The organism is Neobacillus rhizophilus (genome assembly GCF_018343535.1).
Lineage (GTDB): Bacteria > Bacillota > Bacilli > Bacillales > Cytobacillaceae > Neobacillus > Neobacillus rhizophilus.
Map to the genome: position 1 here is coordinate 40,781 of NZ_JAGYPF010000001.1, position 14,409 is coordinate 55,189.

12 protein-coding genes are annotated in these 14,409 nt (G+C 43.2%); all 12 read left to right on the top strand.

Annotated elements, in window-relative coordinates; all coding sequences use genetic code 11:
* The first annotated feature begins 11 nt into the window (after positions 1-11).
* The 12 genes from KHA99_RS00255 (at position 12) to KHA99_RS00310 (ending at position 14,315) form a co-directional block, all read left to right on the top strand.
* Positions 12-779, top strand: coding sequence for an SDR family NAD(P)-dependent oxidoreductase (locus KHA99_RS00255; protein WP_213115437.1), 768 nt, complete (start codon positions 12-14; stop codon positions 777-779).
* 58 nt (positions 780-837) lie between these two features.
* Positions 838-1,842, top strand: coding sequence for a thiamine pyrophosphate-dependent dehydrogenase E1 component subunit alpha (locus KHA99_RS00260; protein WP_213115438.1), 1,005 nt, complete (start codon positions 838-840; stop codon positions 1,840-1,842).
* A 12-nt stretch (positions 1,843-1,854) separates the two neighbouring features.
* Complete coding sequence (locus tag KHA99_RS00265; protein WP_213115439.1) at positions 1,855-2,850, top strand: alpha-ketoacid dehydrogenase subunit beta; 996 nt, start codon at positions 1,855-1,857, stop codon at positions 2,848-2,850.
* A 73-nt stretch (positions 2,851-2,923) separates the two neighbouring features.
* Entirely contained in the window at positions 2,924-4,099 is a 1,176-nt protein-coding gene (locus tag KHA99_RS00270; RefSeq protein WP_213115440.1) for a dihydrolipoamide acetyltransferase family protein, read from the top strand.
* Positions 4,100-4,159: 60 nt separating this feature from the next.
* A complete protein-coding gene (locus KHA99_RS31295; RefSeq protein ID WP_213115441.1) occupies positions 4,160-5,374 on the top strand; it encodes an acyl-CoA dehydrogenase family protein in 1,215 nt (404 codons plus the stop codon).
* Positions 5,349-6,401 (top strand): phosphotransferase family protein, encoded by a 1,053-nt coding sequence (locus tag KHA99_RS00280; protein ID WP_213115442.1) that lies wholly within the window; start codon positions 5,349-5,351, stop codon positions 6,399-6,401. The genes KHA99_RS31295 and KHA99_RS00280 overlap by 26 nt, the downstream gene beginning before the upstream one ends.
* Before the next feature lie 178 nt (positions 6,402-6,579).
* Positions 6,580-7,722 (top strand): acyl-CoA dehydrogenase family protein, encoded by a 1,143-nt coding sequence (locus KHA99_RS00285; protein WP_213115443.1) that lies wholly within the window; start codon positions 6,580-6,582, stop codon positions 7,720-7,722.
* A gap of 191 nt (positions 7,723-7,913) precedes the next feature.
* The gene (locus KHA99_RS00290) at positions 7,914-9,473 is read left to right on the top strand and encodes a class I adenylate-forming enzyme family protein (protein WP_213115444.1); all 1,560 of its coding nucleotides are present in this window, start codon (positions 7,914-7,916) and stop codon (positions 9,471-9,473) included.
* A 3-nt stretch (positions 9,474-9,476) separates the two neighbouring features.
* Positions 9,477-10,415, top strand: coding sequence for an MBL fold metallo-hydrolase (locus KHA99_RS00295; protein ID WP_213115445.1), 939 nt, complete (start codon positions 9,477-9,479; stop codon positions 10,413-10,415).
* 76 nt (positions 10,416-10,491) lie between these two features.
* A complete protein-coding gene (locus tag KHA99_RS00300) occupies positions 10,492-12,156 on the top strand; it encodes a sigma-54 interaction domain-containing protein (RefSeq protein ID WP_213115446.1) in 1,665 nt (554 codons plus the stop codon).
* Positions 12,157-12,381: 225 nt separating this feature from the next.
* Positions 12,382-13,530, top strand: coding sequence for an acyl-CoA dehydrogenase family protein (locus KHA99_RS00305; protein ID WP_213115447.1), 1,149 nt, complete (start codon positions 12,382-12,384; stop codon positions 13,528-13,530).
* A gap of 14 nt (positions 13,531-13,544) precedes the next feature.
* Complete coding sequence (locus KHA99_RS00310; protein WP_213115448.1) at positions 13,545-14,315, top strand: SDR family oxidoreductase; 771 nt, start codon at positions 13,545-13,547, stop codon at positions 14,313-14,315.
* Positions 14,316-14,409: the final 94 nt, after the last annotated feature.

Consider the following 14,409-nt stretch of genomic DNA (forward strand, 5'->3'; position numbering starts at 1 on the left):
AGGAGCAGAATATGAGATTAAAAGATAAGGTAGCTATTATAACAGGTGCAGGTAGCGGTCAAGGGAAAGCAGCAGCGAAATTATTCGCAGCAGAAGGTGCCAAGGTGATTATTGCTGAGTGGAATGAACAGAATGGAAAAAGTGTGGAGGATGAAATCAATTTGGAAGGGCATGAGTCATTATTTTTTCAAACAGATGTATCCAACGAGGATAATATCGTTGCTCTCGTCGAGGAAGTCATGGACCGTTACGGCCGAATCGATATCGTCTTTAATAATGCAGGGGTAGGATTTTCTTCCCGTTCAAAATATAAAATGGCATCGCTGATTGAAACACCGCAAAGAGATTGGAATGATATTCTCTCCATCAATTTGAACGGTGTTTATTTGTTGTCTAAGCATGTGCTGCCCATTATGCAGAAGCAAAACTACGGAAGTATTATCAACAATTCCTCATTAAATGGGATTGTTGGCGTGCCGGGTGCTGATGCCTATTCCGCCGCAAAAGGCGGTGTCGTGGCACTTACACGTGTGATGGCCGTTGATTATGGTAAATATAATATCCGCGTCAATTGTATTTGTCCGGGAGCGATTGATACGCCGATGATCGCGGATGTGTTGAAAAATGAGGCATTTACAAAGGCCTTCACAAGCAATCCGCTTCGAAGAGTAGGGAAACCGGAAGAGATAGCCTACGCTGCTCTATTTCTGGCCTCCGATGAATCCAGCTATATTACCGGACTGATTATGCCGGTCGATGGCGGCATCGCGGCCCAGTAATCAAGTATTTACCGTAGGTTTACTACGTTAAATTATAAAAATTAAAGGAGTGAGTACTTTGGCTGAAATCTATCAAAAGGAAATTAAGCTCAGTGATTACCGGAAAGAGGATTTAATTAAGTTTTATAGAGAAATGGTGAAAATCAGGAAATTTGATGAACACCTGATTCGTTTAATGCATGAAGGGAAAGTGTCCGGGTTCTATCATTCCGGTATCGGTTCAGAAAGTGTCTCAGTGGGTTCTATCACGAATATCCTCCGTGATGAAGATTATATCTTCTATAATCACCGGGGCTGCAATCAAAAGATTGCTAAAGGCGTACCTCTCTCTAAAATTTATGGGGACTTCCTGGGGACGGTAGAGGGAACCACTAGAGGATTGGGAGCAGGGATTGTACATAGCGCCGATCCTTCTAGAGGCGTGTTGGGCCAATGTGGAACGATTGGTTCCCAGTTTAATATTGTTGTTGGAACAGCCTATTCCGCTAAATTAAGAGGCACTGACCAGGTTTCGGTTTGCTATTTTGGTGATGGAGCAGCATCTCGTGAACCATTGCACGGTTCCCTTAACTGGGCAGGGTTGTATAAGCTTCCGGTCGTCTATATCTGCGAGAATAACGGCTATGCTATTTCTTCTACTTTTGAAGAAACACATTCGGTCAGGGAGCATTTAGCAGATTGGGCTTGGGGTTATGGAATTCCAAGCTGCGTAGTCGATGGCAACGATGTTCTATTAATGCAGGAAGTGGTGAAGGAAGCGGTTGAAAGAGCCAAACTTGGTGAGGGTCCTACTTTCATTGAGGCTCAAACCTTCCGCCACCGGGGCCACTTCGAAGGTGATGCCTATGATTATGTTGACAAGGCTGTCTTAAATGACTGGAAAGAAAACCGTGATCCGATTAAGAGCTTTAAGAAAAAATTGCTAGAAAATCAATATTGTACAGAGAACGATCTATTAAATGTTGATGAAGAGGTGGAATATGAAATTCATGCTGCTATTAAAGTAGCCGAAAATGCGCCGCTGCCAGAACCAAATCGAATTTTTGAAGGCCTATATGCTTAAGGAGGGATAACGATGGGGACAGCTGTAAAAGTAAAAACAATTACAATGCGCGAAGCGATTATTGAAGCCTTAGTGGAGGAAATGGAGCGCGATCCAAGTACCGTTTTATTTGGTGAAGATGTTGGTAAATTTGGCGGGATTAATGCCATCACGAAGGGTTTGTACGAAAAATTCGGCGGCCAGCGCGTGTTTGACACACCTATCGCGGAAACTACGATTGTAGGTGCGGCCTTGGGGATGGCCATAACGGGGCTACGGCCAATACCTGAATTACAGTTCGGTGACTTTGTCGGAATAGCCTTTGATGAGGTGTTTAATAAACTTGGTAAATGGCGCTATATGCATGGCGGTCAGATGGAAGTGCCGGTCACATTAAGGTTACCGGTTGGGATTGCCGGCGGTGCCGGTCCGGAACATTCGCAAAGCCCGCAGGCATTGTTTATGCACGCTCCCGGCATTCACATTGCGATTCCATCCACACCAGCAGATGCAAAGGGCTTATTAAAAACCGCGATTCGAGACAATAATGCGGTACTTTTCTTCGAACATAAGCTTCTTTATGGAATGAAAGGTGATGTTCCTGAGGAGGAATACTTAATTCCGCTCGGAAAGGCTGATGTAAAACGTGTGGGAACGGATGTAACGATTATTGCTACCGCCCTGCAGGTACACACAGCCTTGAATGCCGCGAACACCTTGGCGAAAGACGGAATTGAGGCGGAAGTGATTGACCCGAGAACACTTGCGCCATTAGACATGGATACGATCCTAGCGTCTGTACGGAAAACAGGAAGGGTGCTGATTGTCCATGAAGAACCAAAAACAGGCGGCTGCGGTGCCGAAATTGCTGCACAAATTGCGGAAAAGGCCTTGTTCGATCTTCATGCCCCGATCAAGCGAATTGGCAGCCCGGATGTTCCGATAGCCCAAAGTATCTATTTGGAGCAATTCTACCGTCCGAGCGAAAATCAAATTATTGAAGTGGTTAAAGAATTACTAGAATACTAGTCGATGACGCCGAATACATCTATTCGGGATGTATTCGGCGATTCTTACATACTATTAAAAGGAGGAAATGTGGATGAATGAAGTTAAAATGCCCCGTCTCGGTGTCACGATGCAGGCAGGAACGGTAGCAAATTGGTTATTGGAAGAAGGTGATTTTGTCGAGAAAGGTGATTACCTTTTTGAAATGGAAACAGAAAAAGCCACAGTGGAAATTGAAGCCATGAATTCAGGCGTCCTGCGTAAGATTATCATTCCAGAGGGACAAGAGGTGCCTGTTAATACGGTTATTGCCATTCTTGCCGAAGAGGATGAAGAGATTAACCTTTCCCCATATTTAGAAGCACAACCTGCGGAAGAAGCAACAGTGCAGGTTGCTGCAGCAGTTGAGGCTGTGGCTGAGAAACAAGAAGCAGCAGGGAAGGTAGGCGGAGGCGGCAAAGCCGCACCGAAAGCACGCCAGCTTGCCAAACAGTTGGGAATTGACCTTGCTACGGTGATTGGAACCGGAAAAGATGGGCTCATTACTGAAAAGGATGTCCAAAATGCTGCTGCCGTTACGGAAACAACTGCTGAACTTAGGATTAAAGAAACGATTCCTTTAAACCATGTAAAAAAATCTATGTCTGAAAACATGTTAAACAGCTGGAGAAACATCCCACAATTTACCCAAATCGTCAGTGTCAATATGACCCAAGTATTAAAGGCGAAGAAGGAGTTAGGGGGTGTTTCGATTAACGATGTAATTGTAAAGGCTGTTGCGAATGTGGTACGAGAGTATTCCATCGTAAATAGTAGATTAGAGGAAAATAAAATTGTTGTGTTTGAAGATGTGAACATTTCCGTTGCCGTCAACAGCGGGCAAGGATTAGTGGTGCCGGTAGTGAAAAATGCTGACAGCAAATCAGTATCAGAAATCTCGAAAGAAATTAAAGCCCTATCTGAAAAAGCAAATAATAATCAGTTAACATTGGATGATTATGCAAACGGAACGATTACCGTTTCGAATTTGGGCAGCCTTGGTATCGAAACAGGTACACCGATTATCAATGCTCCACAATCAACGATTATCTTTGCTGGCAGCATCCAAAAAACCCCTGTCGTAAATGAGTTTGACGAAATTGTGGTAGCCCCGATGATGAAGCTGTCAATTGCTTATGATCATCGGTTTATTGATGGTGTAACAGCTGCCGGATTTACCAATGCCGTGAAGAATGCTCTTGAAAATCTATCTGTTCATAGCCTGGCATAAGAGAGCCTTTTTGGTTCTTTTTGGCCTTACCAATTATTTTTTTAAAAGGAGTGATCCATCGTGTTTCATTTCACAGAAAGTGAAGAACAACGAAGAATGCTCGATAAAGCTTCGGAAATTATGGTTAAATATGTATTTCCTAATGAGAAGTACATGGTTCCACATCGTGGGCTGCCGGATGAAATCTTAAAGCCTTTGCAGCAAATTGTAAAAGATAACGGATTATGGGCCGCCCATTTACCGAAGGAATACGGCGGAATGGGAATGGGGTTCGTTTCTTTAGGTTTGCTATCTGAGGTGATTGGCCAAAGTCCAATTGGACCGTATATCTTTGGTTCGATGGCCCCAGATGCAGGTAACGGTGAGATTCTAGTACATGCGGCAACAGAAGATCAAAAGGAAAAATATTTACGTCCTCTCGCAAACTACGATATTCGCTCTTGTTTTGCGATGACCGAACCGGAAGTGTCAGGTTCTGATCCAAGAACCCTTCAAGGCACGGCTGTCAAAGATGGTGATGAATGGGTGATAAACGCCCATAAATGGTACACAACAGGAGCTGAGGGGGCTGCTTTCGCCATCGCCATGGTGGTGACCGACCCCGCTGCAGACCCATATCACAGAACCAGCCTATTCATCGTTGATACCGATAACCCAGGCTTTGAAATTGTTCGCGAGGTTCCTGTTTTAGGTGACCATTATGTCGGGGGACACTGTGAAGTCCGTTTTTCAAACTGCCGAATTCCGGAGAAAAACATGCTCGGGAGACGCGGCGAAGGCTTTAAGCTGGCCCAACTGCGCTTAGGCCCTGGCCGGATTACCCATGCCATGCGCTGGATTGGTGTTGCCCGCCGCTCATTAAATGAAATGATTGATTATTCCTTAACGAAAAAAGATGGTAAAAAGACACTAGCAGACTCGCAAATAATTCAAAACTATATTGCAGATTCAGAAGCAGAAATACAAGCTTCGAGACTCCTAACATTGCATGCAGCTTGGAAAATGGACCAGGGCGATGAATCCCGCAAAGAAGTATCCCTCATCAAGTTTTACGGTGCACAAGTACTGAACAATGTGATTGACCGTGCCATTCAAACTCTTGGAATGTACGGTTTAACCCCTAATACACCGCTCGAGGGCCTGTACCGTGAAGCAAGAGCCGCCCGCATTTATGATGGTGCTGACGAGGTCCACCGCATGGTCGTAGCGAGACACGTTTTAAAAGAGTATCAAGAAAAGGAGAGATTGAATGAGCCAGCAGCAGTTCCAAAATAAAGTAACTGAAGTGAACTGGTCAAAGGTTGAAGCGTATCTTAAGCAGGAAATCCCCGTGCTAAGTGACGAATCCATTCAGGTCAAAGCTTTTTCAGCAGGATACTCAAACTTAACGTACTTTATTAAAATCGGAGATTGGCAGGCAGTATTAAGAAGACCACCGTTTGGCGCCATCCCTCCTAAAGCTCATGATATGAAAAGAGAATACGTCATCCTTCAGAAACTAAATCGCGTTTTTTCATTAGCACCTAAACCCTTTCTTTATTGTGAGGATTCAAGGATTATGGAGCGGCACTTTTATGTGATGGAGAAAAAAGAAGGTGTCGTGATTGATGATTCCGTGCCTGATGAGTTTCAAACCCGAGAAAATACCGGCTTACTAGTTTCCAATGCTGTTGTGGATACCCTGGCACAGTTGCACGCCGTAGATTATGAAGCAGCCGATCTGCAAAATTTCGGATATCCGGATGGGTACTTAAGCCGGCAGGTGCATGGCTGGATTAAACGATTCCATAACTCGAAAACAGATGATATTCCTTCTGTTGAAAAATTAGAGAAGTGGTTAATTGACAATATCCCATCTTCACCCGCACCATCTATCGTTCATAATGACTTTAAATTAAATAATATGATGTTTTCTGCCAGCAACCCAGGAGAAGTCGTCGGCGTCTTTGATTGGGAATTAAGTACAATCGGGGACCCATTGACAGATCTAGCCTCCGCGATCGCCTACTGGGCGGAACCTGGTGAGGAAGATAGCGGGTTGACGTCCGTTACAGCCAATCCCGGTTTTCTCTCCAGAAAAGAAATGTTAGAACGATATGCGAAGAAAAGCGGCCGTGACGTATCCAACATTGATTATTATCTAACGTTTGCTTTTTATAAAATTGCCGTCATCCTTCAGCAACTTTATTACCGCTGGAAAATTGGCGAAGCACCGGATGAACGCTTTGGCAAACTAGATACGGGCATTAAAAACCTGCTAAAACAAGCAGCAAAAGCACAGCGGAAGGAGCTTTTGCGATAAAAAGGTTTAATTAAGCTAAAAAAAGCTTCTCTATTAGCGGATTTTAGCCGTCTATTAGCGAATTTCCGACTTTTATTAGCGAATTTAGCAGTTTTATTAGCGAATTATCCCCGTTTATTAGCGAATTGGATTCCCACGGATTATTTAGGAGTTAGCCTTTAACAAAGGAGTGAAACACATGTCCAACACAATAGTAGATATTGAGCTCGAAATACTAAAAAAGACCGTCCATGCCTTTATCAAAGACCATGTTCTGCCCGCAGAACATGCACCTGAAAAGTATGTAAAAGAGCTTTCCGAAGAAGTTGTCGCCCATCTCCAAACCGAGGCCAAAAAGGCGGGATTACAGGCATTGCATGCTAAACAGGAATGGGGCGGGACAGGATTGTCCTTATCAGCAAGAGCTGTTTTGCTTGAGGAAGCCGCTAAGCACAGACTGGGACTCTACCATCCTGCCGGCGATGCATTTGGCGGAGATTTCCCAAGTTTTTTGGACAAATGTTCGCGGGAGCAGATTGATAAATATATAAAGCCTGCCATCAGCCTGGGCAAGGGATGTTTTGTTGCCGTATGGGAGGAACAAGAAGATAACCATCTTGACAGTTTGACCACGACAGCTATAAAGGACGGAACTGAGTGGATCATTAATGGCCATAAGGCTTTCATACAAAACATGGCTCAATCTTCCTTTGGTGTCATTCTTGTAAACTGTCAATTAGAGAATGGCGATTATCAGCCAGCCTTATTTTTACTGGAGGCCAATCAACTTAGTATTAAGGAAACCGTGATGATTGATGTTCAATCAACTCACAGTATTGTATTGGAAAATATCCGCGTCAACGATTGTCAACGAGTTGGGGCAATAGGGGAAGGCACGGCTCTCGTTCAGCACTGGCTTGCAGAGGCACAGGTATTGCTTGGTGCAAAAAGCATCGGCATAGCTACCAAAGCGCTTGAATTTGGGAAACAATATGCAATGATACGAATTACTAGAGGGAAACCGCTAGCTGAATTTCCAACTATCCGTACCATGCTGGCAAAATCATTTTTGAATCTACAGGCTGCAAGATTAATGGTAAGCGATGCAGCCAAAAAAATAGAATCAAAGGAACAGAATTGGCAGCTTGCAGCACAAATGGCAAAACTGCAGGCAACCGAAACTGCTTCAAAAGTCATCGATGATATTGTGCAAATACACGGCGGTTCGGGGTTCGCCGGTGACCTGCCAATCGAGCGGTGGTACAAGGAAATTCGAATAGCAAGGGTAAACCTACAAAAAGCTGAAACTATCATGGAAAATATTGCCGATATAATTCTTTAGAGTTAAAGAAAACTTCTCTTAAGGGGTCTGACCTGTCAAGTTTCCGGATTACAATCATAGCGGGATCCGGCCCTTTATTTAAAAATATTTTTTTGAAAATTACGATAAATGGAGGGATTTTCGATTATAAATGGAATTTTAATATAGTAACCTTTCAATTTTAAACTTTTTGTCAGTTAAGGAGCGATACCATGATAGATTTCATTCGATCAAGACAATTGTTAGTAGACCAAATGCTTGAGCGGTCAACAAGAAGGTTTCCCAATAAGATTGCATTAGTGAGCAATGAGGTGTGGGTAACCTATGAAGATCTAAATAATCGGGTCAACGTCCTGGCTGGATGGCTCCAATTCAAAGGTATTCAAAAGGGTGATAAGGTTGCCTTATTACTGTTTAATCGGATTGAGTATGCAGAGTGTTTATATGCCTTAGCCAAAATAGGGGCTGTCGCTGTTCCGATTAACTTCCGGTTACAGCCAGCTGAAATTGAGTATATTCTCACAAACTCTGAAGCAAAAATGATCGTGGTTGACAACAAACTTGTTTCTACGATAGAAACTATAAAAAACCATCTTCTGAACCTAGAAGAAATTGTTGTGGTTGATGATAACAGCCTACATAATGATTCCCATTATCCATATAATCAAATTTTTGCCAATCCATATACTCCAAGTTTGGTTGAGCTTGAAGATGATGATGATTTCTTAATTTGCTATACATCCGGGACAACAGGCAAACCAAAGGGTGCTGTCCTATCACATAAGAATGTTTATATGAATGCCATGAACTATTCTCTTGAATTCGGCCTTACAAAGGATGAGGTCCAATTAATTACGACTCCGATGTTCCATATTGGCGGGATTTCTGCCTTCTCCATGGTGATTCTCATGGGAGGAAGGTCTATTTTTCATGATAAATTTGAACCGGAACGCGTATTGGAAACCTTTGAAGCTGAGAGGATTACGTATAGTTTCATGGTCCCTTCCATGTGGAATATGTTATTGGAACATCCGAGATTCTTAGAATTTGATGTTTCAAGTTTGCGGGTTCTTTGTACTGCTGCTGCTTCCACACCATTAGAATTGAAAAAACGACTCATGAAGCATTTCCCAAATGCAGGAGTTTTTGATACTTACGGCCAGACAGAAACCTCTCCTGGAACTACAACGCTAAAACCTACCGATTCCTTAAATAAATCTGGCTCGGTGGGATTGTCTTTTACCAATGTCGAGATTCGGGTTGTTGATGAGCGGATGCTCGATGTTGAACCGGGACAGGTTGGCGAAATTATTTTCAGAGGTCCGACGGTTATGAAGGGCTATTATAAAAATCCTGAGGCAACAGCGGAAGCGTTTCGAGGCGGATGGCTGCACAGCGGCGATTTGGCAGTGACAGATGAAGAGGGATATATTTCCGTTGTTGACCGTAAAAAGGACATGATTATCAGCGGCGGTGAGAATATTTATCCGAAAGAAATTGAAGAGGTATTATATACCCACCCTGATGTTCTTGATGCTGCAGTTATTGGTGTCTCGGACCCTAAATGGGGCGAGACTGTAAAAGCGTTAATTGTCCTGCGCAATGGGAAAAGGTTAACTGAACAAGAGGTCATCAACTTTTGTTCAAGTGCCTTAGCCAGCTACAAAAAACCGCGCTATGTTGAATTTTTGGAGGAATTGCCACGGAATGCGGCAGGAAAAATTCTAAAAACTGTTTTAAGAGAATTAGAAAGTACCAGAAAGGAGTCGTAAATTTTGCTTACAGAAATAGGAGTCACACAAGTAACCGTCCCGCTTCCTTTTCGTTTAAATCACGTGAATTGTTTTTTAGCCGAGGGAGCAAATGGATGGACTATCATCGATGCAGGTTTAAACACGGAGGTTTCCAGGGATATCTGGACGCCAATTATTGAAAAACATGATGTCCAAGATATTATCATTACCCATTATCATCCCGACCATTTTGGCTATGCCGGGACTTTACAGCAATTAACCAACGCCGAAGTTTGGATGACCGAAGTGGATGCAAAGACAGGACTAGACTGCTGGGAACCAGAATCGATCGCTGAAATGAAGCAGCATTATGATACCTTTGGTTTTCCTGATGATTTATCCATGATTCTAATATCAGATGAAAATAGTTTTAATGCTAAAGTAAAACCTTATCCTACAGTAAACCGTCATCTCATTGAGGGAATGAAAATCCCTTTCGGCCGTTATGAATACGAGGTGATTTTCACCCCGGGACACTCAGATGGATTAATTAGCCTTTTTAACAAGGAACATAGTATTCTTTTTTCAACGGACCATATTTTGCCGAGAATTTCGCCAAATATCTCTTATTGGTTCCGGGGTATCCGCAATCCATTAGAAGCATTTTTTCAATCTCTTGAAAAAATAAAAGTATTGGATGCAGAGTACGTCATCCCTTCCCATGGCAAACCTTTTCAAGGAGCCAACCAGAGAATCGATGAATTATTGGCACATCATCAGGAGCGATTGGAAAAAGTCTGTGAGGTGCTGAAACAACCAAGGACCATCTACGAAGTTAACGGGCATTTGTTTCAAAATTTAAACATTCACGAAACACGCTTTGCTGTTGGTGAAACATTAGCACACCTGGAATATCTTTATTTTAAAAATCAGTGCACAAAAAGTTTGCATAATGGTACTTGGTATTATGAAGGTGTATAAATAGAAAAAATACCCCAAGAGGAATTTTCAACCTATCATAGAAATTATAATTATAACAATTTTTTGAGGTGATTTCATGGAGGCAGTCATCATCGACCAACTTCCGTTTCCGTTTTTTATCACTGCGTCCGATAATCGCATCTTATATCGCAATGAAATTTTTAAAAAGCACATTCCGTTTTCAGGAAAATGTATCCAGGAGGTCTTTGATACCTGGGTAGAGTTAAGGGGAGGGCAGCTTGTTCATGCATCATTGGAGGGTAAGGATTGGATTTTTATCAAAAGCCTTTTCCCTGATTCTGAGAATATCGGCTATATCGGCACCTTTTCTACTGAACTGACTTCCTTGATCAAGGAACTAAAGGAAGCCAATAAAGTAAACCGTGAGCTTAATGCGGTTATTGAGAATATGTATGACGGGATTTATATTACCAATAAAGAAGGCATTACCGTTAAAACAAATTCGGCGATTGAAAGGCTGACCGGGATTCCAAAGGAATATTATATTGGCAAAAAAGTCGATGACTTGATAAAAAGGGGAATTTTAAAAAATTCCGTCACCCATCAGGTCCTAGAGAAAAAGCGAAGCGTGTCTTTAGTCCAGCAAAATTTTAAAGGCAGGGAAGTGCTTTTGACCGGCAGTCCTGTTCTTGATGAAAATGGAGAAATCGAAAGTATTGTCACCAATATCCGCGACCTATCAGAGCTAAATGACCTGCAGGCCGCACTGACAAAAGCAAATCAGTTGAATAATAGTTATAAAGAAGAAATTGAACGACTGAAAGGCAAATCATTTACAAAAAGTGGTGTGGTTATCCGGAGTGAGCAGTTGCAGAAAATTTATGAGACAGCAGAGCGCATCGCCAATGTCGATGCAACCGTGCTGATTCTTGGTGAAACAGGAACAGGGAAAGATGTCCTGGCCCGCTATATATTTGACAATAGTGAACGAAGCCGGAGAGGCCAAATGATTAAAATCAATTGCGGTGCCATTCCTCCGGATTTGCTCGAATCGGAATTGTTTGGCTATGAGGCCGGTGCCTTCACTGGAGCGAGTGGCAAAGGAAAGGCGGGTATGTTTGAGCTTGCCAATGATGGCGTCCTTTTCCTGGATGAAGTGGGTGAGCTTCCGCTTCACTTGCAGGTGAAACTGCTAAGGGTCATCCAGGAGCGGGAAGTGCAGCGGATCGGCGGAACGGTCCCTAAGAAAGTGGATGTGCGCATCATTGCTGCTACCAACAGAAATTTAAAGGAAATGGTAGCGGACGGGAAGTTTCGCGAGGACTTATTTTATCGTTTGAATGTGATTCCCATTTCCATTCCACCGCTCAGCGATAGAAAGGCCGATATTCTGCCGCTCGTCGATTATTTCCTGGAGGTAATGAATAGCAAATATTCCTTGAAAAAACAACTCTCCTCGGGTCTCAAAGAGTTCTTTTATAATTATGGCTGGCCGGGGAATGTCCGTGAATTGTCCAATTTGATTGAGAGAATGTGCCTTGTTACAGAAGAATCAATCTTAACCGTTGATCATTTACCAGTCGATTATCGAAAAACGGAAATGCAGGCCATTCCTATCAATGAATTGATGACTTTGAAGCAGGCGGCGGAAATGGCGGAGGAGCAGCTTCTCAAACTGGCACTGAAAAAATATCGGACCACCTATGAATTAGCGGAAGCACTGGACAGCAGCCAGCCAACCATCGTGCGGAAATTAAAGAAATACAACTTAAATTTTTAATCTACCAAACCGCCTGTTATGGGTGGTTTTATTTTTGATTTAAAATTGATTTTTTAATTCAAAAATGAATCACAGGAATTAACTATACTTTGGCCCTTTCTTTAATTCAAAAATGAATCATTTAAATTATAAAAAGGTTCAAAATATTTATTTTAAAGCGTTTCCAATGTTGGCACGGTTCTTGCATCTATTTTATTCAGAAACTAAAAAGAGGAGGAAATACATATGTTAGTGACACTTCCACAAGAAATTGAACAAATGAAACAAATGGTTCGAAACTTTGTTGAAAAAGAAGTTGAACCATACGCTCAGGTGATTGAGGATGAAGACCGCATTCCTCAGCACTTGGTTGAGCAGGCAAAAGACTTAGGGTTATTCGGAATCAGCATTCCAGAGGAATACGGCGGCATCGGCCTCAATGCTGTTGGTAAGGCCGTCGTGCTGGAGCAGCTTGGCCGTACGCATAATGGTTTCGTCAGCTTAATCAGTGCTCACACAGGTATCGGTTCGACCGGACTTGTGAAGCTAGCTTCAGATTATCTGAAGCAAAAATACCTTCCAGATATGGCCGCCGGCCGAAAAATTGCCGCATTCGCACTTTCTGAACCAGGAGCTGGGTCAGATGCTACTAATCTAGCAACTCGTGCCGAGAAAAAGGGCAGTAACTGGATTTTGAACGGGACAAAGCATTTCATAACCAATGCACCGGTCGCTGATGTCTTTACCGTTTTTGCATTAACAGACCCTGAAAAAGGTGCCAAAGGCGGCATTACTGCTTTCCTCCTAGAAAAGAATTTTCCAGGCTTCACTGTAGGCAAGAAGGATAAAAAAATGGGCTTGCGCGGTTCCTATACTGCACAGTTAATTTTTGAAGACTGCGTAGTTCCTGAAGAAAATGTCATTGGTGAAGTCGGCATGGGCTATATGTCCGCGTTAAAAATCCTTGGCGAAGGCCGCGTAGGGTTGGCCGCACGGTCCGTCGGTTCCTGCGACAAGTTAATTGAGTTATCCGCCTCCTATGCAAAGCAAAGAGTCCAATTTAAAAAACCAATTGCCGAAAACCAAGCTATTCAGTGGATGCTTGCTGATATGGCTACCGAAACAGAGGCAGCAAGAGCCCTTACCTTAAAAGCGGCGATGATGATTGATGAAGGCAAGAGAGTGATCAAGGAAGCATCGATGGCAAAATTATTTGCTTCTGAAGTGTTTAACAGAGTGGCCGACAAAGCCGTTCAAATACATGGCGGTATGGGGTATGTATCTGACTATCCAGTCGAACGCTTCTACCGTGACGCTAGGATCACAAAGATTTATGAAGGTACAAACGAAATCCAGCGTCTAATTATCGCAAGAAGAATCCTAGAAGAAAATTAAGATGGGGGAAGAGCATGCAAAAAGAATTGTTTAATATCGAAAATAAGGTTGCTTTTATCACGGGCGGAGGAAGAGGCCTTGGCCGGCAAATCGCTGAGGCATACGCTTCCTCCGGTTGCCACATCGCCGTCTGTTCGCGGCATCTAGACCAGTGCGAGGAAACAGCACAGTATTTAGAAGAAAAGTATGGTGTCAAGGCAAAAGGTTATTCCTGCAATATCCAAAGTGAAAACGAAGTCAACGAGTTGGTAAACCAGATTCTCTCTGATTTTGGCCAAATTGACATCCTTGTCAACAACAGCGGCGCCACCTGGGGAGCACCGGTTGAAGAAATGCCTTTAGAGGCTTGGGAAAAAGTCATGAACGTCAACCTGACCGGGATGTTTCTAGTGACAAAAGCAGTCGGCAAACAAATGATTGAGCGCAGGTCAGGCAAAATTATTAACATTGGATCGGTCGCTGGCATCAAGGCGGAACCGCCTGAAGTGCTGAATGCCATTGGCTACAGCACGAGCAAGGCAGCCGTTCATCATTTTACAAAAGACCTTGCGAGAAAATGGGCCCGTCATCAAATTTATGTAAATGCCATTGCACCGGGATTCTTCCCATCAAAAATGACGAAACATGTGCTGGCAGAACGTGGAGAGGAAATTAAAAAGCACAATCCGCTCGGCAGAATCGGTGATGACCACGCCCTAATGGGAGCAGCGCTTTACTTCGCCAGTCCTGCAAGTGATTTTGTGACGGGGCAGGTTTTGGCTGTGGATGGGGGAAGTACTCTTTAGGGCTCGTCCTCTCGGCCTGAAAAACGTCTTGCGAGAGTAAATCGGGTTTATCCGAGAGAAAATCGAGCTTATGCGAGAGTATTTCTTGCCTAAT